Here is a 22,075-nt window from a genome sequence, read left to right on the forward strand (position 1 = left end):
ATCACTCCTCTATATTGGCATAGTTTTTGCATTAAATAATTTGTGCAAACCGAACTAGAGGAGGAATACATATGACGAATAAAGATCACTTAATTGTTTGTCGATGTGAAGAAGTTACATACGGTCAACTTCAATCGACAATCGCTGAATATAAATGCTCGGCAAGAGAATTAAAACTAAGAACACGTGCTGGCATGGGATTTTGCGGTGGCCGCACATGTAGAATGATGATAGATCGAATGATCGAAAGTGCAAATCCCGACGTAACTACTAATGAAATCCCATTAAAATATCAACCACCAGTGCGCGCAGTTACTTTTGGATCGGTAGGTGAAAGTAAATGAGTAGAATTACAAATCACCCTATTTTAGGGAGTTTAAATAGTAATAAGCACATTACTTTCCAATTTAATGGTCAACAATACGAAGCATATGAACATGAAACGATTGCGGCCGCTTTACTTGCAAACGGAATAAGAACATTAAGAGTGCATGAAGATAGCGGGACGCCACGAGGTATTTACTGTAATATCGGACATTGTTCTGAATGCCGCGTCACCGTAAACAATCAAGCAAACGTACGAGCATGCTTAACTGTTGTAGAAAAAGATATGATTGTTGATAGTGGTAAACAGCATCCAAATATCGTAAGAGAGATGGTGAAAAAGCGATGAGTGATGTCATAATTATCGGAGCCGGACCAGCGGGTTTATCAGCCTCTATCTCTTGTGCTCGTTTTGGACTAAATGTACTTGTTATTGATGAATTTATGAAACCTGGCGGAAGATTGTTAGGACAATTGCATCAAGAGCCTTCTGGAGAATGGTGGAACGGAATAGAAGAATCGAAGCGACTTCGTGAAGAAGCAGAATCACTTTCAGTTGATATACGATGCGGTATTTCCGTCTACAATTTAGATAAAGATGAAAATTCTTGGTTCGTACATACGAATATCGGTACGTTAGAAGCATCGTTCGTTTTACTTGCTACTGGCGCTGCTGAGTACTCTATCCCCCTCCCTGGTTGGACACTTCCAGGAGTGATGTCGATTGGGGCAGCCCAAGTAATGACAAATGTTCATCGCGTTCAAGTTGGAAAAAAAGGAGTAATTATTGGTGCTAACATTTTGTCATTCGCTATCTTAAATGAATTACAATTAGCGGGCATTAAAGTTGAGCATATCGTACTTCCTGAAAAAAGTGAATTAAGTCGAAAGGCTGGTGAACCAGAAGAAGTTTTAAATTCTCTATTACATGCTGCACACCTTGCCCCGTCACCTTTATTACGTATAGGTAGTAAATTAATGAAATATAATTGGGCTAAACAAGCTGGATTAACCTTCTATCCAAACAGTGGAATGAAAATAAACGGCACACGTCTTCATCTTCGAAAAGCAGCACTTGAAATTATCGGAACAGATCAAGTTGAAGGTGTACGCGTTGCTAATATTGATACGAAAGGGAACATCATCACTGGATCGGAACAAATATATCAGGCAGACTTCGTTTGTATTGCCGGCGGCTTATACCCTCTTGCTGAGCTAGCCGCTGTAGCTGGCTGTCCGTTCCGTTACATTCTGGAATTAGGCGGACACGTTCCTCTCCATTCCGAAACAATGGAAACTCCTCTTCCGGGTTTATTTGTAGCCGGCAATATAACTGGCATTGAAAGCGGGAAAATCGCAATGGCACAAGGAACTGTTGCTGGATATTCAATTGTAAAACAAGCAAATAAAAAATCCCATTCGGTTGAACAACAGTTGCAACAAGCGATCCAACATGTACATGCTGTACGTCAACAGGCTGCCATTCAATTTAACCCGATGATTGATGTCGGTAGGCGCAAAATGAATGAAATTTGGCGTGATTATTCCCTTGCATATGCACATACTAAAAAGAGCTGCTGAGATTACTCTCAACAGCTCTTTTTCCTACTCATCTGAGTTATGAAATTTTGCTAATGCGTAAATACCTTCTTCATCATCTAATTCAAGTTGTAATCTTGCCGCAAATGAATTGACATTATATTCTCTGTCAAGCAATAAGCGTAGTGCTTCGATTAAGTTCGCTTGGATTAAAATTTGCTGGCGACCATTTACCTCTACTTCAGCAGAGAATCCGTAGTCATCGTCATACATGAGTTCAACTAAAACTTCTTCTGGACCAACTTGTCTTTTTTCAGCGATATATACGCAAAGCGCATTGATAAGTTCTTGTTCAGAAATTTTTATTGTTTCCATGCTACTTCATCTGCCTTTTTCTTACGTTGATCTTTGAAGTATTTAAATGCACGAATTGCTAACATTACGATACCAGCCATTACTAACATATTTACCATAAACGCTAATACAGAACCAAGAGCTCCCATATTTGCAAATAAGCTACCCATTAGTAAACCACCAAGACCACCTAGTAATAAACCTTTCATAAAGCTTCCTTTATTACTTTTTGGTGCTGTGTTTGTTGCTTTTGTTTTTGAATCTGGAGTCGTTTTTTGAGAATTTACATTTGAATCTTTTTTGTTTAAATCAACTTTTGATTTTTGACCTGAACTTGGTGTAAATGATTTTTTACCAGATTTGTAACTTTTCGCTGCCGCATGATCTACGAACATAAAGCTACTAGCCCCAAAAATCACCATGAATGCTGTCATTACTGCTACAAGTTTTTTCAACATATTATATCCATTCTCCTTTTATATAGATATATGTGAAATCTACCTTTCTAGTAAATTCAGAATGATAGATTTATTTTTAAGAACATTTAAAGGTTCTTATGAACTCATTATATGAACTTTTGTCGAAATATGCAAGTATTATTTACTTCCAACAGTTTAGTGACAAAGGAAAAATTAAGCAAAACTGAATTGACTTTAAATGAAACAAAACATATTATAAGTTCATAAGAACTTTTTATTATTTTGGAGGTGAAAAGATGGAAACATTTCATCTCACACGAAACGAAATGGCAACCCTCCTTCTATCATTAAGAGGATGGAATACGAAAAAGCCTCTCGGTATTTTACAAGAAGCTTGGGCAAAGTCACATAAAAAAGATATTGAAAGCGGACAAAGCGTAACTGCTTTTATTACTACCGCACTTTCACCTATTTTCGAAAAACTGATTAAAATTGACGATACAGACGTCGGTTTTTCTTTAAATGAAATAGTCGCGCTTGGCAATCAGATCGAAAACACAAGTTTCTCTGTAACTGCTATGCAAAACTGGGTGAAACGAGATATAAAAGAAATGATTGGCTCTCCTCAAAAAGGGAAAAAATATTCAATTGAACAAGCAGCCTTACTATTCATTGTCGAAGATTTAAAAACAGCACTTGATTTTGAATCCATTCGTAAGCTATTACGCCTAATCGTTAATGACCCAGCTGATCGAAGTGATGATTTAATCAATCCTGTTCATTTATATGTAGCATACTCTTCTCTATTTGAAGAACTTAACCAAGGGAACTGCTTACAACTAAATGCAACAGATACAGTTCATACAATTGAAAATATCGTAAAAGAAAAAGCTGATAAAATCGCAAGCAAGTTCGATCAAATTAATAACGAGCAACGCGAAGCAATTCGTAACGCCATTATTATAGCGACATTATCTGTGCATACCGCTTATGTACAAATGCTAGCGAAACGTTACGTAACAGCAACGTTATTTTTACAGAACTTAGATGTGAAGCCATAAAAAATAGGAGCAGAAATGCTCCTATTTTTTTATGAGAAATTTTTAATAATCCTTTCATTATCTCTTCAAAAAAACTGGGCTTATTTCCTTTACTATAATACTTATGAGAGACATAAAAGAATTGAAATAGCAATCCTTTATATAAATAAGGTATAATCTACATATAGTTAATCTTTTATATTATTAAATAAAAGATTAACCTATTCAAAAATTCATAAACTAGAAGGTGCAACAAATGGTAAGTAGTTTTATTCATTCAGTATTAACATTTTTTGAAGGATTAGGTTATTGGGGCATTATGCTTGGACTTATGATTGAGATTATCCCAAGTGAAATTGTCCTTGCTTATGCAGGATACTTAGTTTTCAATGGTAGTATCTCATTTTTAGGTGCAGTTGTATTTGGTACAATTGGCGGTGTTATTGCTCAAATCTTTATTTATTGGATTGGACGATACGGTGGACGCCCTATTTTAGAACGTTACGGAAAATATATTTTCATACATAAAAAACAAATAGACGCTGCTGAAGATTGGTTTAATCGTTACGGAACTGGCGTAATTTTCACAGCGCGCTTCATTCCAGTAGTACGCCATGCGATTTCAATTCCTGCTGGTATTACAAAAATGCCCTTACTACGTTTCACTACATTAACAGCACTTGCGATCATCCCCTGGTCTATCATTTTCATTTATTTAGGTGAAAAACTAGGTGAAAACTGGGAGAATATTAATGATATTGCTGGACCGTATGTGAAATCATTCGCAATCGGTGGTGTTGTACTTATCCTTTTATACTTTGTCATTAAAAAATGGACAAAAAAACGTAAAAATCTTGCTTAAAATCCCAAATAAAAACCGCTATACATTCATTCAGAATTATAGCGGTTTTTATTATATGCTTGATTATACATTAGAAATTGCATTATTTCTTCTTTGTGCTTTAAGTCATGTTGAATGAGTGATGAAAAGTAATTATTTAATCTCACTTTTTTAGTGCCAAATTGGTAGTCATTATCAAAATATTGGGTAGGAATTCGCTCAATTTGATCTACTAATTTTTTACGAGTAACACTAAATTGATCTAATAGTTCTTCTTTTGAAATACCAGATCTCGCATATTTCATTGCTCCCTTATTCATTTCCTCAACATCTATTGGAACATTTGGCACAGATTGTCCACTTATAAAGTATGGAATTCTATGCTTTATTAAAAACACATCCCAAACAATAAAATGTGAAATCACATCTGCAATTCCCCATGAACCTTTTCTAAAAGATTCAAACCATACATCATGAGTTACACACTTAAATGTTTGGCACCATTCTATTAAACTTAACTTTTCTTCCAGAATACTTTCTTTCTCCATAATTCATTCCTTCCTCGTTCACACTTATAACCGATTCATATATAACTTCTAGAAACTACATAAAAAACCTCCAACTTAAGATTTACGTGGAAAAGCAACAATTCACTCATTGATTTCGTATATTATCTCAAAAAGGAGTGATTTCCCTATGCATTGGCAACAAAAGCTACCGTACTTAATTGGACGCCCTATAGGCATTTCCTTTATCAATGGGCAAGGAACTTCTGGTGTATTATGTTCAGCACATGATGGTCAATTATATGTTTATGAATACCTTTACCAAGCTCAGTTCGCAATGAAGCATTATGATTTTAGACAAATTCAAGATATACATGCATTCCCGAATTGTCCACATCAAAATCCTCTGTACTAAAAAAGGAACAGCTTATAGCCGTTCCTTTTTCTCTTAACTTATTTCTCATTATAAAAGTTTTGCACTGCTTCATCAAAGTAAATCCAGCCTTTCCAACCTAAATGAATTGTATCCTTTAAGAAATACTTATCATATTCATGGCCAGAGAAATCGACTACTGGATATCCTGCTTTCTCAACTTGTTCCCGAACTTTTTTATAATACACTTCTCGGCGTTCTTTAGGGAAACCAGCGTAATCATACCATGGTCCATTTACAGGTACAGAAATAAAGAGCGGCTTAACATTTTTCTCTTTAAAAATATTTAAAACAATTTGCAAGTCATCATATTCTGGTGATTCTTCATATGATTCATTCGCTCTAAAGTTTTTTAATCCTTTTAATTTTTTCTTTAAATTATGTTTATAGTAGTATGGATTTTCAATTCCAAATGTATTTGTAGTAGACTCCGCTTCCCCTTCTTGTTCCGCATGTTTACGTGCATCTACCCAAGAAATTGAACGTAGTCCCACATTTGTCTTTTCTTTCATCGGCTCAATCTTAAATAAAGAGTTAAATAAATCTCTATGATCTAAAATATTTCGATGCATATAAGCAAGTGGTTTTACTAAACCTGCTTTTATGTTATGTTTTGTATCATTATACACAATACCTTCTAATGAATTTTTTAATATATCATCTTCTTGAACAACTTTATAATCTAATAGTCGTTTCGCAATTTGCTTCTGCATTTCTACCTTTATTTTATCATTAAAAATAAAATGATATGCCTGTTGCTTTGAGAAATTGTTAGTAAAATCCCCTTGTGATACCCCTGTCTTTGTAAACCACTGTGGTGATAGAACAAAGACTACCTTTTTACCTTCTAATTCATCCATTGTAGACGTCATATTTAATATGTGAGCTAAACTTTGTGTACCGCCAATCCCGATTAAATATGGTGTAAAACCCGCGGGATTTACTTTAAAGTAATTAGACGGATGGTATGCATCCATTCGTAAAAATTCAGATGAACCGTACATCGGTAAATACTGCGAATTCTCTAACATTTTCCGCTGCAAGAAAACACCTTGTAACTTTTCTTTTTGTAAGGAAGTTGCCGCATCTTCTACTTTCTTATCACTAATAATTGATACTAAACTTTTTGATGGGATTAGTACGATAATGAAAAAAAGCACAAATGCTAAAATTATGGGACCAAAAGCATGCTTCATTTTCATTTTTTGTTCCTCTTTCTATCGCGATTAAATTGTAACCCTTGTTTTTGACACGTCATTTTTTTCTCCTTTTTCTCTATACATGTTCCATTCTATTTATCTATTATATACATGTATGTATTTCTTTCCTTGTTCTATAAAGCTCTATATAAATAGCGCAAGAAAATGTTTCCATAGAAACACGTTAATTATACAAGATTCTACATATATTTCACACTGGAATTTTACTAATAATTTTATTTTTAAGACATGAAAAAATATATAATGTCTACAATCCATCAGGTGATATATTAAATTTAAAATGAGATAATATACGTCCACTATACTCAACATCATGCTTATATGCAAAACCTCGCTTTCTGTTCTAACTCCCCATATTCACCAAATCTTGTTACTCCTTCGACCATCGGAGCTTGCTTATGTATAGATTTAGCTGCTTTATCTACTGATTTAGCAAATTTATTTACACTTTACAGTTTTTTATAACAAATAAACCACTTAGACAAGTGTCCAAGTAGTTGGGTATATTAATTATTATTATATTCAGCTTTCTTATGATACTCTCTTTGATATTCGTTATCTACTAAATACTAAGAAATTTAAACAGGCGTGTATTAGCAAAGATCTCAATCATTTTGACCACAGTAGAAAGGAGACGCTATAGTATCTCCTCTGTATTTCTACTCTTTTCAATTCAGTATCATATAGTAGTAGATAAGTCGAATTTAGAAAAAACTATCTGATATACATAGAACCAGGTACAGACATTAAATAATAGAAAAAGACTCCGATTATTCCACTAGTAAAAATAATAAACCCCATATTGCGTATGCCTTTAATTTTTGACTGTAAACCTATAAACCCTGATAGTAGCCCAGTTAAAGAAAATAGGATCCAGTATAGCTCGGTTGGGATATCAAGATATTGACTACCCTCAACGCCCAGCCCCCAAAAAATATAAGGCAGTACGACAAAGGAAACACTGAGTAATCCCATAATACTCACGAGTAGTTTATGATATTTGACCCCTGTTATTATTAAATAAATCCCACCCGCAAATCCGCATAATACGAGATAGGGTGTGTATAGTATCCAAAGAAGACTTAAGATGAGCATATGTAAGTTCCTCCTATTTATTTTGGGTCATTGTAGTCTATTGATTTTCTGAATCTGCTGCTAATTTTTCAAGGTGACCGAGTGCGTCTTCTAAATCAAACGAGTTAAACCAACGATAATCTTGTTTATCTAAAATACGGTAATGCTGACTAATTAGATTTTGTTGTAAACGATAGTTACCTTTTTCTTGAATTTGTTTCCACCAGACTTTTCCTCCCAGTGTTTTCTGTTTGGCGTTGTTCATGCTTTTATGTGCTAAAGTTGTAATGACTACTAATGGATCATCTCCTAAACTAGACTGTAAAACCTCGCTATCCCTAAACAATGCACAAATTGCTACGGTATTCGTCCATCCTGCATTTGTTCGTCCCTTCTCAATTTGAACAAGCGTTTTTTTTGAAATACCAAGAACTTCAGCCATTTTATCCTGTGTGTATCCTTTTTCCGTACGAATTAACTTTATTTTTGTTGATATGAGTTCGATTGTAAGCTCTTTATTCAATTCCTCTACCTCCGAAAGTAACCTATGTGTTATTTGGTGTAATTTTACACTATTTCTAATTTGTTATCAACCCATTCTCTTTACGTTCCCTTTTGTCATTTCAATGTAATGAAATCAATTCCCATTTACTATCTTCACCCTAGAAATTATTCTTTTTACACTCATAGCCTCTATTGCATATTGAATGGAAGCCCTTGCTGCTTCTGATGCGTATCAATTCCCCCGATATTCTGGATTAAATAAATACATAATTTCTATTTCACACGCTTCATTTACCTTTCTTAAACAAAAACACCCTAAAATTTTTCTAATTTTACTATTAAATAACAACCATACCCCGAGGTTATAGTTGTCCGATATAATCATTTTCTTCTTCTTTTGACATTCCTCTTGATTAAGCAAGTCATTTGCCAACAGCTTCTTTCTTTAATATGTTATAAAATTGATCAACATTTTCTATAATTGATTTCCTCATGAACAATCTTTTTGTACCTATTACTTTCTTTTCTACCAACATAAACATCATGTCCCTCCAATCTCTGTTTACAGACTAGTAATTTATAACACGAGCTATTTATTTAACTTTAAATAAGAAAAACAGACTACCACACACGTGGAGTCTGTTTACTCATCCTTTATTTTTGTACATCTGCCCACTTTAAACTTGTTGCTGGACCGAATTGATGTACATATAAATCTTTCACATACGGCTTTTGTAAGTATGATAATCCACGCTGGAATACAGGTGCAATTACTGCATCATCCAGTAGCATTTTTTCAGCATCTTGCAGTGCTTTCCAGCGAGCTTTTTCATCATTACCTAATTCTGTTTTAATCTTCTTAATTAACGCATCATATTCCGGGTTTGCATATTCTGTATTATTCACACTACTTCCAGAAAGGAATACTTCTAAGTAAGTCATTGGATCTGGATAATCCGGTAACCAGCGTGATAACGACATTTCATATTCTTTCTTCTTCTCAAGTGCTAATTTTTGCGTATGTGGTTGTAATTTCACATTCACTTTTAATCCTGGTAAGTTTTTCTCAAGCTGCTCTTTAATGTACTCTCCAACTTTTTTAAAGTTTTCTAAGTCATAATTTAATAGTTCTAACGTCACTTCATTTGTACCTGTCTCTTGTTTTGCTTTCTCCCAATATTCCTTCGCCTGTTTTACATTTGTCTTATTAAACTCACCAGCCGTACTTCTAAAATCTTTCTTATCTGGGCCTTTTAAAAATCCTTTTGGTACGTAATAGTTCGCTGCAACCGATCCATCATTTAAAAATGAATCTGCGAGTCCCTTCTTATCAAAAACTGTACTTAGCGCAAGACGTGCATTTTTATTTTTAAGAATCGGTACATTTTCATTAAATCGAAAGAAGTACATAACTGGATCTGTATATTGTTTTAACTCTGTATTATTTTTATATTTATCTACAAATTCTGTAGAAATAACAGCTCTATCAACTTTATCTGTTTCATATAAATTTACCGCCGTTGAAATTTCTTTTACAATTTGATAGTTTACTTCATCTAACTTTACTTCTTTTTTATCCCAATACTTATCGTTTTTCTTCATTGTAAAGCTAGCTTCATGCTTCCAATCAGATAATGTAAATGGTCCATTGTATACTGCTTTATTTGCTTCTAAACCGTATTTATCGCCTTGCTCTTTCGCATATTTTTCGTTAATTGGATAGAAGGACGGTAAAATAAGTAGTTTCGTAAAATACGGTACAGGATGTTCTAACTCTACAATGAACGTTTTATCATCCGTCGCTTTCACTCCTAATTCCTCTAACCCTAGTTGTTTCTTATTTATTTTCTCCGCATTTTTCACATCGTATGCAATGTATGCATATTGAGAAACCGTATCTGGATTAATAAGTTGTTTCCAAGCATATACGTAATCTTGCGCTGTTACTGGATCTCCGTTAGACCATTTCGCATCACGTAAGTGGAATGTATATATTTTTCCATCTTTACTAACTTCATATTTTTGTGCTCCAGCCTCAATCACTTCATCATTCTTCGATAAGCGAAATAATCCTTCCATTACGTTATTTAAAACGTTAAATGATACTGCATCTGTTACTTTCCCTGAATTTAACGACGGAATTTCACCCGTTTCTAGTAACTGTAATACTTTCTTCTCATCTTTCGGCTTTGTCGTTGTTTTTTCTTTTGCGCAGCCAACTAAAATTGAAGAAACTAATAGAGTACTAACTAATGAGTAACGCACAACTTTTTTCATTTGAAAACCCCCTCTATTTTTTAAGGTAAGTAACGACGAGCACCAGCGTATTCTTCTATATATCCAGGTGTATTTAGCGGTATAATCTCTACTGATCTTTCAGCTCTTGGTGAGTGAATCATATTTCCATCACCAATATACATCCCCACATGATGAACACTTCCTTTTCCTTGATCATGTGCAAAAAAGATTAAATCTCCTTTTTGTAAATGTTCTTTATCAACTGCAACTCCATTTCTCGATTGCGGACCAGAATCTCGTGGAATTGTAATACCATGCGATTTATAAATTGTATGTGTAAATCCAGAGCAATCAAATCCAAAACCACTTGTACCAGCCCATATATACGGTAATCCTAAAAACATTTTCCCTGTGTTTATTAAATCATCAGCCGCCGGAGTTGGAATATCATTTTGAGAACGGTAAACCGCTCCGTCATTTTTTCGTAACCATGCCTTTTGACCATTTGGCAACAACACGCGGTATGAAATTGAATCTTCACTTAATAGTGGTAAACGCGTATTGTAGCTGACTTCAAGGGATTTATGTTTTTCAGAAGGATTAATGTATAAAATCGCTGTCGGTTTCGTTACTAATACGAAAGGTTCATTTGTTTTATCTGCAAATTCTTGATTATATGTTAATTGTTTTTCAGGCATCCATCCTGGGTAACCTTCTTCATTTCGCGGTGTTGGTTGACCATGTACTAACACTTTCACCCAATCACCTTTTTTATCAACAACCGTTACTTCTTGACCGAGTAGCGCTTGCGTTTCTAATTTATTTGCATTTGTTAACCAAAGTTTCTCGTCAAGTGTCATCGATTTCGTCCACTTCCACAAATCAACTGGATTTGTAGCGCTCGGCACATCAATTGGCCGTAATGAATCAGGTGCAGTCCAAAGTGTTGCGGCAGATACATCGATAAACGCTTTATTATCTTTCTTCTCTTCAGCATTTGCTGATGTAAACGATGAAAATATAAATAAAGTTGTTAAAAATGCAGTTCCTACTTTTTTCATAAATATCCCCCTTAAAAGGTAGTTTACTAGTCTCTTCTCCTAAAATTTACTATTCACTGTCGATTGAAGGTTTACCTTTGAGCCCGAATAAGTCATTCCTTCCGGCTCTTCCATTAACCAAAGTGGCGCATCAAGATCGAAATAATGAATATTAGGATGAGCTGCTGCCAAATGTGCAACAGCGCTAACAGAAAGAGAAGATTCCATCATGCTCCCCACCATACATTTCACACCAGCTGCTTCTGCTATATCTGCAATACGCCACGCTTCCCGAATGCCACCACATTTCATTAATTTAATATTGATTAAGTCTGCATATCTTCCTTGCACGATTTTCAATGCATCACTGGCTGAAAATATGCTTTCATCTGCCATAATAGGCGTTTGCACATTGTCTTTGACGTACTTTAACCCATCCCAATCTTTCGCATGAACAGGTTGTTCAATAAATTCGATATTTAAATTACGATTCTCCATTTCTTTAATGATAGAAACCGCTTCTTTTGGATTCCATCCTTGATTTGCATCTAATCGTAACGTCGTATTTTTTGGTACACTATTTCGAATCGCTTCAATACGTTCTAAATCTAAATGAACAGATTTACCCACTTTAATTTTCAAAGTTTGAAACCCTTTTTCTACATGTTTCTTTGCCTCTTTTGCCATAACGAAAGGCTCATCTACACTCACCGTAATATCTGTATGAATTTCTTTCTTCCCGCCTAATAGTGCGTAAAGTGGAACGTTTTGAAATTGACAATACACATCATATAAAGCGATATCTACCGCCGCTTTCGCACTTGGATTTCCAATACAACTCATTTGTATGTGCTGTAGTAACTGCTGAAACTGAATGATATCTTGACCAATTAAACTTGAACGCATCGGCCCTAAAATTGCTTCTTCAATCCCGTTAGCAAAATCTCCCGTAATAACTGGTGTTGAGGCTGCAGCACCCTTGCCAACAATCCCTTCATCTGTATGAATATATACATCTATACTTTCTATTTCGGTTACAGTACGAAGCGCCGTTTTAAACGGTGTATGGAGATTTACACGTCTACGATTTACTTTTACATCGGTAATTTTCATTTTGTTCATCCTTTCGTTGTCTGGTAAAATGGAACCTTAATTCTCAATTATTTTGGAGTATTAAATCTCCTCTTTTGCTTACTTTTCATGTAGAAGGTTAATGGAAAATAAAAAAATCCAGCCATAAGAAGATTCTTACGGCTGGATTTTGTCTATGAATGGGTAGACAAAGCAGCGATTTGATTATATTTTTTCTGTGCATCTTTTAATGCTACAAGTAGTGCCTTTTGAGACGAACCGAAGTATCTATTTTTTATTTCTGTTACCAATAGTGGGTCATTAATGTTTTTATGTAGAAACAAATATTTAACGAATTGTGATGTTAATGCAATTGTCGCTGAGCAATCTGCATCTACAATTTCCCCAGTCTCCTTAACAAGTACAAATGCTACAAAATAACTTTTGAACTTTTCGGTAATGGGATTATTTTGAGGTGCTTTCGCATCCCCTACGACATAAATTGTATTTGAATCGTACACAGCTATCTTCCTTTCTAATACGGGATAACGGTTTTCTTAATAGTCGTATGAGTGATAAACTCAACGTTGATTAAAAAATGTATCCGCTTAAATTGTATTATAATACAATTGACAGAATTTTAACAACATTTATTTCGGTATATATTCCATAATTATAAAAACAGCTCAAACTCTTCATTTTTACAATATGTAATTGTTTCTTGTACCATGCCATTCATACATGAAAAAACAGCTAGCTATCGCTAACTGTTTTGTTACACTACTTCGGCAACACAAATATAGTTTCATTGGACTTAGAAAATTGATATTCTTTTCTCGCAAACTTCAAAATTTCTTCCTCATCGTCTGTTAAATTTTCTATGTTAGTCTTTAAAGAAGTCTGATCTTTCTTTAAAGAAACCAATTGTTTTTTTTGATTCGTAATTGTATCTTTTTTTTCTACAATTACTTCTTGTTGTTTCGTTAAAATAAATTGAACGTACAAAGTAGCCGCCGCAATAAATAAAAACATGAGTATAAATCGCCTTAGTTTTTTCTTATTAATTGCTCGATTCTCATTAGACTGTGATAGTTGTTCTTGCATATTAGGAACATTTATTCGCTTGAGTTTCCTCATTATGAAATCCCCCTAACACATATATTTTCACTACCATCGGCATGATCTCTTACTATCTATAATTCTATTCTTATAAAATAAGCTCCTTCACAAAAATATCTCACAAATTAACCAATTAAAGATAGCATTCGACGACATTTCCATATTTATATTGCATTTTTTTATGTATGCTGCCATAAAATAGTAGTTTCTGTTAATCTTTTTCTATTATTGTAGAAGAGTTTTTTTACATACAAATTTCTCCTTGTTTTAACATTCTTACAAGGAGAAAAAGATGCATTGTCGTACATTTGAAAGAACTGGAATTACTGTTTCAGAACTAAGATTTGGAGCATAAATCATCTTTTAAGGTTGTTACTTATTTACATTCAAAATAAGAAAAAAGCCCTAATTGGGCTTTTTTAATTTTGTAAATCAATATCATATTCCATGCTTTTTGCCGTTTCCTCAGCAATCTCCACACCTAACAAATTTTTCACAATATGAAATGACATGTTAATACCGGCTGAAATACCGGCAGATGTAATAATATGTCCTTCATCTACAAATTTCACATTCTCCATTACTTCTACATTCGGAAAATCTTTTTTGAATGTTTGAATACTTGCCCAATGTGTTGTGACTTTTAATCCTTCAAGCAAACCGGCTTTCGCAAGTAATAACGCTCCAGTACAAACTGAAGTCATTAGCTTTACTTCTTTCATTTGCTGTCGAACCCAATCTATAATAATATTATTTTTCACTTCATTTTCTCTAACTCCTAGACCGCCTGGAATAATTAAAATATCAACTGGTGGTAAATCTTCAATACTATAATCCGGCTGTACCTTTAATCCGTTTCTTGCTGTAATCATTTTTCCATTTTGACTAACTGTATACACAGTAAATGGTTTTTCTTCCTGCCCTTCGGTTACAGAAAAAACTTCATATGGCCCTGCAAAATCTAACACTTCTACGTCATTAAATAAAAATATACCTACACTCCATTTATTCACCACACGTTCACTCCCTGTTGCAAATAATGTAAAAGGTGATTATATCCTTTTTCTAATGCAATATCATAGGCTGTTTTCTCATCATCACACTCTTCTATATGTTCTATTGATTATTATATATTCCTTTTAAAATGATAGTTTACATAATAATATTATCTATTTAATTCCTATCTTTTATTTTAAATATTAAATTTCTGCTAAAATAATGCTAATCATGTTTAGTATGGAGGAGAAATTATGTTACAAGTAATGCCTTTAAATAGTGAAGACTATGATTTAATTAAAGCTGCTGAAAAAGTAATCGAAAAAAAACTATAAATATGGCCGTCATCATATCAGTTCAGCTGTAAGAACTAAAACAGGTAATATTTATGCAACAGTACATGTTGAAGCCAATGTTGGAAGAATAACAGTATGTGGCGAAGCTATGGCAATTGGAAAATCTATTTCAGAAGGTGATCATGAATTTGATACCATCGTAGCAGTCGCTCACCCACACCCTCATGAAGATATTGAAAAATGTTGGGTTGTTGCTCCATGTGGTATGTGTCGAGAATTAATAAGTGATTACGGAAAAAATACGAACGTTATACTTTCTTATAATGGTGAACTTGTAAAATGTAACGTAATGGAATTATTACCTAAAAAGTATACAAGTGAAGTAGAATAATCATTCCAGTTTTCCATTCATCAAATAATATTATTCCAATAAAAAAACAATCCGTTTTAAAAACGGATTGTTTTTTATTTCTGTTTTATGCAGTTTATTTTATTTTTCTATTTTTAAAAACGACTAAATTATCATTAACAAAAACGAAATTAAAATATTTAAGTTTACCTCATTTCGCATTTTTCATTTGAAAACAAAAATATAATTTCTCCTTACATTCGATAAATATTAATATGAACCCTCTAAAATCAGTAGTCTTATCATACCAATCTATAACAATTCTGTCTTCTTCCCTTGCCGGTTTCCTTTAACACATATGATTTTAAAACAAGTGCTGTTAATGAATCCGTTAATGTTTTATATGATAAATTAGATAATGCTAATAGATCGTTCGTATATAACATTCTATGCTTCTCTAATAATAATAGTACTAATCGTTCAGACGGTTTTAATGCCTCATCACTTTCTAATATAAAGTCTATATTTTTCATTTCTCTAATTATTACTCCTTATATAAAAAAATACTTACACAGCTAATTTAATGTAAAAATAATACACAACAAAATTCGAAGTATATTAAAATAACATCATTTTAAAACACTATTATACTATAACATAGAAAAAGCATTTCCCGAAATAGGAAATACTTCTTTATATTGCGTTCATAATTCTTCTATACCTACATTATATTTCAAATTCTTAACCATACAATTCCCTCTTCATTTCGCTGGTCATCCCAAGGGATTATTAAATCAAGTTCTTCTAAAATGATTTAAAGAAACAAAAAGGGTTAGTCATTCTCTAAACATGAATGACTAACCCTTTGCTAGCTTCTTCTCAATTAATATATTCTAACTTAAATATTCCTCGCAATATGCGGCTTACTGTAATGACTTGTCCCACCGCCACCTACTACTACTTTACCGCCTTTTTCGAAAATTAATAATTTACTTGAACCATCTGCAAGAAGTACTATTACTTCAGCATTATTACTTGTTGCTACATAAATTACATAACCACTTTTTGAAATACACGTTTCCCAATTCGCATCAAATTCTGATCTTACTACACGATTTGAATACACTTGATTTTCAATTCTATCTTGTTCTTCGTTTGCCAAATTTATCCCCCTACTTCTCTAAAATATCATTTATAGAAAAATTACATTCCTATTTAAAATAGTGACTGTCTTTAATATAAATAGTATATGTAGTTAGTAGAGGGATGCTTGGACAATAAAAACGTAACAACATGTAAGGATTTCACAATTAAAACAAGACAGTCGATAGTGAACCGACTGCCTTGTTTTAATAAATCGTTCTTTATTTTTCGTTACGCACAGCTTCAAAAGTAAACATTTGATCTGCATTTGACGGTTCTTTTTCATAAACATAGTCAGCAAAGCACGTAATGTTTGAGAAACCTATACTTTCTAAAAGAAGTCTAAACTCTTCTACTCCATACCAACGTATCGCAAAGCGTTGCAATTCTGTTTGTACTAATTGTCCTCTACTCCATTTTTCATATTTTAAATATGATAGAGTAACTTGGTTCAGCCAATCTATTTCAATTGATTTATTTTCTAAAGTAATTCCATCTCCGCTCGGCAAAGAAAAAGTCGATGTATGAATTCCCCCCGTCTTCCAGTCATGCGGAAGCATAATATCTACGATTAATCGTCCGCCTGGCTTAAGGTGTTCATAAAAACATTTCAATGCGTTTATAGCATCCTCACGATTTTCAATTAAACAAAAAGATCCAGTAGGAATGATAATTGCCTCATATTTATGCGGAAGTGAAAATTGTTGTAAGCTTCCTTCATATAAATTAGGTTGCAAGCCTCTCTCTTTACATCGTATACGGCACGATTCTAGCATTTCAGGTGAATAGTCAATCCCATCAACTGTAAAACCAGCTTCAAGAAGTGGGATGATGACTCGCCCTGATCCTACTGCTGCTTCGAGAATTCTTCCTCTACAATTTTTTAAACGTTCTTGGTAATACTCAATATCACCATTTAAAGAATAACCGACAGGCTTTGTGTAATCATAAAGTTCCGTGCAAAGTGTACTATAAAAACTAAACATTTATTTTCTCCTCCGTTTTTTACGTACGGAAGATTTTAATTCAATTAATCTTCCTGTACCTTTATTTTTAATGAAAATTCAAAAGAGCTGACTGTCATAATATATCACTCGCTTTCCATAGAATATAATCATATTGTATAATATTTCCTTTAAAATAAAAATGTAAATAATGAAAATTCATACTTTTTTCTAAAAGGGGGATACGATGAATTCATTAATTATATTTTTTTTACTTCTTATTACTTTTAATACTCTAATTTTCTTTATAGCAAAGAAGTATAAGCGAATATGGAAAATAGCCAGTTGCATTTTCATTCTTTCTTCCCCCATTGTTTTCTTCACCACTTTGCACGTAATTGGTGAAAAAGTAGGAGATGGATTCGCTGGAGGTTTTGCTGGGCTTACTTTTAGTGGCCTATTGATCATGAATGCAATTTTTTTATTTGTTGTAAGCATTTTTGTATCTACCAATAAAAATTCCTAATAAACTCCCCTTTCAAAATGTAAAGAGCTTACTATGCGGTAAGCTCTTTATTCATAACTATTTATTTTACAATGGGCAATGTCACTTCACTTAATTTCACTGTCAGCTTCGTGCCCGCTTTCGGTCTAATTGTATAATCATAATCACTAGCAATTAAAACGACCCCAATTTGATGCCCCGCTTTAAATACATAATCATCTGGCTGCATGTCCCATGTAAATGTATAATCTTTGCCTGGTTGAATCGCTGTTGAATTTTCTATACTCTTTAAGTTTTGTGGATCTATCCACCCTCTCGTTACAACCTCTGGCTTCGCTCCTCCATAATCAACAAGTAGAGCAGTTAAATTTGATACAGACCGATCAATATTTCCTGTAATTGAAATCTTTGGTGTTCCGCTTATACGCGTATCTTTTTGCAGTACAGGCATTGTATACACTAATCGATTTGCTACATCTAATTCTGGGTTTGCTACTAATTGGTTTGATTTCATTTTTGCATCATCTATGAATGAAAACACCTTATTAACAGAACCTATACTTAATGGTAAATTAACTGCTTTATTACTTAAATACATACGAACTTTTGACGGCACAGCTGATGGATCCGGCCAATTTTTTATTTTATCCCAAGTTTTATTTTCACGTTGTACATCGATCATCGGTTCATTCATAATGCCATTTTCAATTCCATACAACCAATAATCGAACCATTTATTTTGTGTTCTTTGCCAGTCATTCGTTGATGTTCCACCATGTCCCCCTTGATGTAACCACATTTTACGAGGGACATCATTCTCTCCAAGCGCATCCCACCATTGCGCAAACTGCTTCGTCTTTACATTCCAATCATTTAAACCATGAACAACAAATACACTCGCTTTTACGTTTTTAGCATCTTTTACATAATTACGTTTATCCCAAAAAGCATTATAATTACCAGTTTTTCGGTCCTGTCCAGTTGTTAGCTCTTTTATTACTTGTCCACAAACTTCAGGATTTTCCCTTGTTAATACTGCTTCTGCCATATTATCTGTATCTTCTCCTTGGTATCCACCTGGCGCAATGACTGCACCGTTTGCACGATAATAATCATACCAACTACTAATCGCTGCAATTGGAATAATCGTTTTTAACCCTTCAACGCCTGTCGTCGCAACTGCATTTGGTAACGTACCATTATAAGAAACTCCTGTCATACCTACATTTCCAGTAGACCAGTTAGCATTTACTTCTTTCCCATCTTCTGTATATGCCTTCGCACGCCCGTTCACCCAATCAACAACAGATTTCGTCCCTAGTATTTCTTGCTCATCCCCAGTCGTCGGACATCCATCCGATTTCCCAGTTCCAATACTTTCACCTAAAATGACTGCATAGCCTCTTGGCACATAATAATTTCCGTATGAACCAAGATTAACAGCTCCATACGGTTTCCCTTCATACGCATACAATTCTTCATCTACATTATATACAGGAACATCTTTTAAGCCTGATCGATATGGACTCATTTCATAAATAACGGGAACTTTCACATTCGAATCTGTTTTTGGACGCATAACTTTTACCGATACTCGATCCTTTTTTCCATCTCGATCACTATCAACTTCTGTTTCTACAAATAAATTTTCAATAATTGCTTCATCAAGCGAATAAATCGGTTTTGTCATCCCATTTTCTAATTCAATTTTTATGTTTGATTGTAACACTTCTGAAACTTTTCCATTTAACTTCACGTCATTCTCATTTATGTAGTTTGTTTCTTTATTGTCTGCATACGCAGTCATGCTAGAAACTCCTGACGTAATTGATAAAGATAATATTGCTGATAATGTTGCTATTTTCTTTTTCCCCATACTCTTTCCTCCCCATATATTTCTCCTTTTACTATACAATAAAATTACAGAAAATTCAGTTTATATTTTATGCAACAACTTGAGAAATTTGTAGAACACTCTTTCAAGGTTATATATTCTGACTTACTACTATCATATAATCAATAAAAAAACATCGCCTATTAATAGACGATGTTTCTAATAGTATTGAATTAGTCATTTTTCATATGAATATAAAACCGTATTTCGCCCTCTATAGTAGATATGCCATAGTCAAAACCATGTCTTTCTAAAATACTTTTCACAATCGCTAAGCCTAATCCTGTGCCTGAATGGTCTTTACTACGAGAAGATTCTAAGACGTAAAAAGGTTCCCAAATTTTATCGATATCTTTCATATGTTCAGCATTCATACCATTTTGAATTTGAAAATATACACTTTCATTTTGATCTTCTAAAGTAATTTTTATATTTTGATTTGCTGTATATTTTATCGCATTAGAAATTAAATTTTGAAACACCATTCTCATTTTATTTACATCAGCATAAACAACTACATCGTCAACATTATAGTTCACTTGCAAATCGATTTCCTTCGACTCCAGTTCAATTTTATGCTTATCTAATATACTTTGAACTAGTGATTTAATAGAGAATTCTTCTTTTTGTAACACATCTCTTTCTAGTTTAGAAAATCGTAATAACTCTTCAATTAAGTTTGATATGTGATCAGTCTGTTTAATGATTGTATTTATGTACGTACCATCATCTAAACCATCTTTTATTCCCATAGAATATGCTTTCACTAACGCGATTGGAGTTTTTAATTCATGTGTCACATCACCTATAAATCGTTTTAAATGTTCGTTTCGATCTGTTAAATCTTCATGCGCTTCATGTAGTTTCTCACTCATGATATTAATACTAGTGGCCAGGTCCCCTATTTCATCATTTGTCTTCACTTTCGCTCGTTCAAATTTCAAACGTGAAATATCTTCTGCAACATTACTTAATTCTTTCAATGGTCTGGTGATTGTTGTTGATAGTATCCATACAAGTAAGATAATGAGAAAAATCGTAATGCCAAAAATGTAAAAATAAAATGAGTTTAGCGTTTTTATCACTTCATTAGAATGTGCGATTGAAACTCCTACTAAAATTAACATATCGTCTTTCGCAATGTATTTCACAAAAAAACTAGATTTAATCTTTTCTTGATCATATATTTTATTCGCTTGTCCGAAGTTCTTTACTTTCATTACTTCTTCTTTTGTAATCCAAAGTTTATTAAGGGCAACTCTTTTCCTTGTAAGTTGCATGCGTAACTCATCATTAATATGATCTTCCGAATTGTTAATTGATGTATACGCAATCGTAACATTCCCTTTATTTTCAATGCTCGTAATTGCTTCATCCAATTGGTCTCTCGGTATGGACTGTATTTGTGCTGTAATACCTTCTAAGCTTTCTCGTGTTTTGTAAATATTATATTTCGGTAAAAGATAGTTAATTAATAATAAAGAAATTGTAAAAATAAGAATAACAGTTAACGAAATACTAAGAAATAGCTTTTTTCCAAGTTTATTCACTCTGCTCCTCCAAACTATATCCTAGCCCGCGGTGCGTCTTTATAATATTTTCTCCTACTTTTTTACGTAATCTTCTTACATGTGTATCAACAGTTCGCTCTTCTCCAAAATAGTCAAATCCCCATACGATATCTAACAATTTTTTACGAGTTAAAATCATCCCTTTATGATTTAAAAAACACTTTATTAATTCTAGCTCTGTTTTTGTAATATCTAATTCTTTGTCATTTTTATAAACTTTATTTTTAGTAAAATCTATTTTCAAATCTTGAACTTGAATGACATCATCGTGCTGTATAAGCTTTTTCGCTCGAGCAATGAGTACACCTGGATGAAATGGTTTTTTTACGTACTCATCTGCCCCGCCTTGAAGCGCTGCTAATTCATCTTCGCTTTCACTTTTCGCCGTAAGCATTAATACTTTTACACTTGAGTTCTTCTTTATTTCCTGACAGACAGTAATACCACTATGTTTCGGCATCATCCAATCTAAAATAGCTAAATCAATTTTTTCATCATAAAATATTTGAAGTGCTTCCTCTCCATCTTTCGCTAAGAAAACTTCGAAGCCTTCTTTCTCAAAATAAGCTTTTAAAATCCTTAACATATCCTGTTCATCATCTGCAATTAATACTCTCATGCATTATCCTCCATTGCTTTTAAACAAAAATCAATT

General features: G+C 33.5%; 25 protein-coding genes and 3 pseudogenes. 8 read left to right on the plus strand and 20 right to left on the minus strand.

All coding sequences use genetic code 11. The features are described 5' to 3' along the window. Positions 1–71: 71 nt before the first annotated feature. The 3 genes from ACQVV1_RS03135 to ACQVV1_RS03145 are packed head-to-tail and all read left to right on the plus strand — an operon-like array spanning position 72 to position 1,905. Positions 72–344 (plus strand): (2Fe-2S)-binding protein, encoded by a 273-nt coding sequence (locus tag ACQVV1_RS03135; protein ID WP_063221477.1) that lies wholly within the window; start codon positions 72–74, stop codon positions 342–344. Then, entirely contained in the window at positions 341–673 is a 333-nt protein-coding gene (locus ACQVV1_RS03140; RefSeq protein ID WP_063221478.1) for a (2Fe-2S)-binding protein, read from the plus strand. The genes ACQVV1_RS03135 and ACQVV1_RS03140 overlap by 4 nt, the downstream gene beginning before the upstream one ends. After that, a complete protein-coding gene (locus ACQVV1_RS03145) occupies positions 670–1,905 on the plus strand; it encodes an NAD(P)/FAD-dependent oxidoreductase (RefSeq protein ID WP_242252982.1) in 1,236 nt (411 codons plus the stop codon). Before ACQVV1_RS03140 ends, ACQVV1_RS03145 begins: the two co-directional genes overlap by 4 nt. Before the next feature lie 24 nt (positions 1,906–1,929). Here the strand turns inward: ACQVV1_RS03145 and ACQVV1_RS03150 are convergent, their stop codons facing one another. After that, positions 1,930–2,238 (minus strand): YxcD family protein, encoded by a 309-nt coding sequence (locus ACQVV1_RS03150; protein WP_242252981.1) that lies wholly within the window; start codon positions 2,236–2,238, stop codon positions 1,930–1,932. Beyond that, positions 2,226–2,675 carry a hypothetical protein gene (locus ACQVV1_RS03155; RefSeq protein WP_060631188.1) on the minus strand — a complete coding sequence of 150 codons (450 nt, stop codon included), beginning with the start codon at positions 2,673–2,675 and terminating at the stop codon, positions 2,226–2,228. The genes ACQVV1_RS03150 and ACQVV1_RS03155 overlap by 13 nt, the downstream gene beginning before the upstream one ends. A 257-nt stretch (positions 2,676–2,932) precedes the next feature. Here ACQVV1_RS03155 and ACQVV1_RS03160 point away from each other — a divergent pair, with 257 nt between their 5' ends. Together ACQVV1_RS03160 and uptA are read left to right on the plus strand one after the other, a co-directional pair. Then, entirely contained in the window at positions 2,933–3,697 is a 765-nt protein-coding gene (locus ACQVV1_RS03160; RefSeq protein WP_000447231.1) for a DUF1836 domain-containing protein, read from the plus strand. A 235-nt stretch (positions 3,698–3,932) separates the two neighbouring features. Further along, complete coding sequence (uptA, locus tag ACQVV1_RS03165) at positions 3,933–4,538, plus strand: undecaprenyl phosphate transporter UptA (RefSeq protein WP_063221481.1); 606 nt, start codon at positions 3,933–3,935, stop codon at positions 4,536–4,538. Between the two features lie 26 nt (positions 4,539–4,564). On the opposite strand, the gene ACQVV1_RS03170 is transcribed toward uptA, so the two are convergent. Beyond that, positions 4,565–5,065: a DinB family protein gene (locus tag ACQVV1_RS03170; protein ID WP_242252979.1), complete on the minus strand. Its 501-nt coding sequence runs from the start codon at positions 5,063–5,065 to the stop codon at positions 4,565–4,567. 148 nt (positions 5,066–5,213) lie between these two features. Between ACQVV1_RS03170 and ACQVV1_RS03175 the strand changes: the two genes are divergently transcribed. Continuing rightward, positions 5,214–5,438 (plus strand): hypothetical protein, encoded by a 225-nt coding sequence (locus tag ACQVV1_RS03175; RefSeq protein WP_063221483.1) that lies wholly within the window; start codon positions 5,214–5,216, stop codon positions 5,436–5,438. A 38-nt stretch (positions 5,439–5,476) separates the two neighbouring features. Here the strand turns inward: ACQVV1_RS03175 and dltD are convergent, their stop codons facing one another. From dltD to ACQVV1_RS03230, 11 genes and pseudogenes are all read right to left on the minus strand, one after another. After that, entirely contained in the window at positions 5,477–6,658 is a 1,182-nt protein-coding gene (gene dltD, locus ACQVV1_RS03180) for a D-alanyl-lipoteichoic acid biosynthesis protein DltD (protein ID WP_242252977.1), read from the minus strand. 732 nt (positions 6,659–7,390) lie between these two features. Further along, positions 7,391–7,771 (minus strand): hypothetical protein, encoded by a 381-nt coding sequence (locus ACQVV1_RS03185; protein ID WP_063221485.1) that lies wholly within the window; start codon positions 7,769–7,771, stop codon positions 7,391–7,393. Positions 7,772–7,808: 37 nt separating this feature from the next. After that, positions 7,809–8,273: a helix-turn-helix transcriptional regulator gene (locus ACQVV1_RS03190; RefSeq protein WP_242252976.1), complete on the minus strand. Its 465-nt coding sequence runs from the start codon at positions 8,271–8,273 to the stop codon at positions 7,809–7,811. A gap of 117 nt (positions 8,274–8,390) precedes the next feature. Then, positions 8,391–8,790 (minus strand): annotated as a pseudogene (locus ACQVV1_RS03195) (GNAT family N-acetyltransferase); the annotation flags it as partial. A gap of 118 nt (positions 8,791–8,908) precedes the next feature. Further along, entirely contained in the window at positions 8,909–10,531 is a 1,623-nt protein-coding gene (locus tag ACQVV1_RS03200; RefSeq protein WP_431168603.1) for a peptide ABC transporter substrate-binding protein, read from the minus strand. A gap of 20 nt (positions 10,532–10,551) precedes the next feature. Beyond that, on the minus strand, positions 10,552–11,553 hold the full coding sequence (locus ACQVV1_RS03205) for a C40 family peptidase (protein ID WP_431168604.1): 1,002 nt from the start codon (positions 11,551–11,553) through the stop codon (positions 10,552–10,554). Between the two features lie 39 nt (positions 11,554–11,592). Continuing rightward, positions 11,593–12,654 (minus strand): dipeptide epimerase, encoded by a 1,062-nt coding sequence (locus ACQVV1_RS03210; RefSeq protein ID WP_431168605.1) that lies wholly within the window; start codon positions 12,652–12,654, stop codon positions 11,593–11,595. 143 nt (positions 12,655–12,797) lie between these two features. Then, positions 12,798–13,124, minus strand: coding sequence for a DUF3870 domain-containing protein (locus tag ACQVV1_RS03215; protein WP_431168606.1), 327 nt, complete (start codon positions 13,122–13,124; stop codon positions 12,798–12,800). Between the two features lie 259 nt (positions 13,125–13,383). After that, the gene (locus tag ACQVV1_RS03220) at positions 13,384–13,740 is read right to left on the minus strand and encodes an FtsB family cell division protein (RefSeq protein ID WP_431168607.1); all 357 of its coding nucleotides are present in this window, start codon (positions 13,738–13,740) and stop codon (positions 13,384–13,386) included. A gap of 401 nt (positions 13,741–14,141) precedes the next feature. After that, positions 14,142–14,738, minus strand: a complete 597-nt coding sequence (locus ACQVV1_RS03225) for a DJ-1/PfpI family protein (protein ID WP_431168608.1) — start codon at positions 14,736–14,738, stop codon at positions 14,142–14,144. Next, positions 14,732–14,821, minus strand: a pseudogene (locus ACQVV1_RS03230) (ankyrin repeat domain-containing protein); the annotation flags it as partial. The pseudogene ACQVV1_RS03230 and the gene ACQVV1_RS03225, both read right to left, overlap by 7 nt. A 151-nt stretch (positions 14,822–14,972) precedes the next feature. On the opposite strand from ACQVV1_RS03230, the pseudogene ACQVV1_RS03235 reads away from it, so the two are divergent. Continuing rightward, positions 14,973–15,405 (plus strand): annotated as a pseudogene (locus ACQVV1_RS03235) (cytidine deaminase). A 260-nt stretch (positions 15,406–15,665) separates the two neighbouring features. Here ACQVV1_RS03235 and ACQVV1_RS03240 read toward each other — a convergent pair. From ACQVV1_RS03240 to ACQVV1_RS03250, 3 genes are all read right to left on the minus strand, one after another. Continuing rightward, entirely contained in the window at positions 15,666–15,896 is a 231-nt protein-coding gene (locus tag ACQVV1_RS03240) for a hypothetical protein (protein WP_000789031.1), read from the minus strand. A gap of 365 nt (positions 15,897–16,261) precedes the next feature. Beyond that, positions 16,262–16,525: a hypothetical protein gene (locus ACQVV1_RS03245; RefSeq protein WP_001262614.1), complete on the minus strand. Its 264-nt coding sequence runs from the start codon at positions 16,523–16,525 to the stop codon at positions 16,262–16,264. Positions 16,526–16,727: 202 nt separating this feature from the next. Continuing rightward, positions 16,728–17,492, minus strand: coding sequence for a class I SAM-dependent methyltransferase (locus ACQVV1_RS03250; RefSeq protein WP_431168609.1), 765 nt, complete (start codon positions 17,490–17,492; stop codon positions 16,728–16,730). 205 nt (positions 17,493–17,697) lie between these two features. Here ACQVV1_RS03250 and ACQVV1_RS03255 point away from each other — a divergent pair, with 205 nt between their 5' ends. Next, a complete protein-coding gene (locus ACQVV1_RS03255) occupies positions 17,698–17,976 on the plus strand; it encodes a hypothetical protein (RefSeq protein ID WP_431168610.1) in 279 nt (92 codons plus the stop codon). A gap of 61 nt (positions 17,977–18,037) precedes the next feature. On the opposite strand, the gene ACQVV1_RS03260 is transcribed toward ACQVV1_RS03255, so the two are convergent. The 3 genes from ACQVV1_RS03260 to ACQVV1_RS03270 all read right to left on the minus strand — a co-directional run bounded on the left by ACQVV1_RS03260 (position 18,038) and on the right by ACQVV1_RS03270 (position 22,039). Then, positions 18,038–19,831 carry a Xaa-Pro dipeptidyl-peptidase gene (locus tag ACQVV1_RS03260; RefSeq protein WP_431168611.1) on the minus strand — a complete coding sequence of 598 codons (1,794 nt, stop codon included), beginning with the start codon at positions 19,829–19,831 and terminating at the stop codon, positions 18,038–18,040. A gap of 191 nt (positions 19,832–20,022) precedes the next feature. After that, complete coding sequence (locus ACQVV1_RS03265) at positions 20,023–21,399, minus strand: sensor histidine kinase (RefSeq protein ID WP_431168612.1); 1,377 nt, start codon at positions 21,397–21,399, stop codon at positions 20,023–20,025. Next, positions 21,392–22,039: a response regulator transcription factor gene (locus tag ACQVV1_RS03270; RefSeq protein ID WP_063221496.1), complete on the minus strand. Its 648-nt coding sequence runs from the start codon at positions 22,037–22,039 to the stop codon at positions 21,392–21,394. The genes ACQVV1_RS03265 and ACQVV1_RS03270 overlap by 8 nt, the downstream gene beginning before the upstream one ends. Positions 22,040–22,075: the final 36 nt, after the last annotated feature.

It is taken from the genome of Bacillus basilensis, from assembly GCF_050630465.1.
Lineage (GTDB): Bacteria > Bacillota > Bacilli > Bacillales > Bacillaceae_G > Bacillus_A > Bacillus_A basilensis.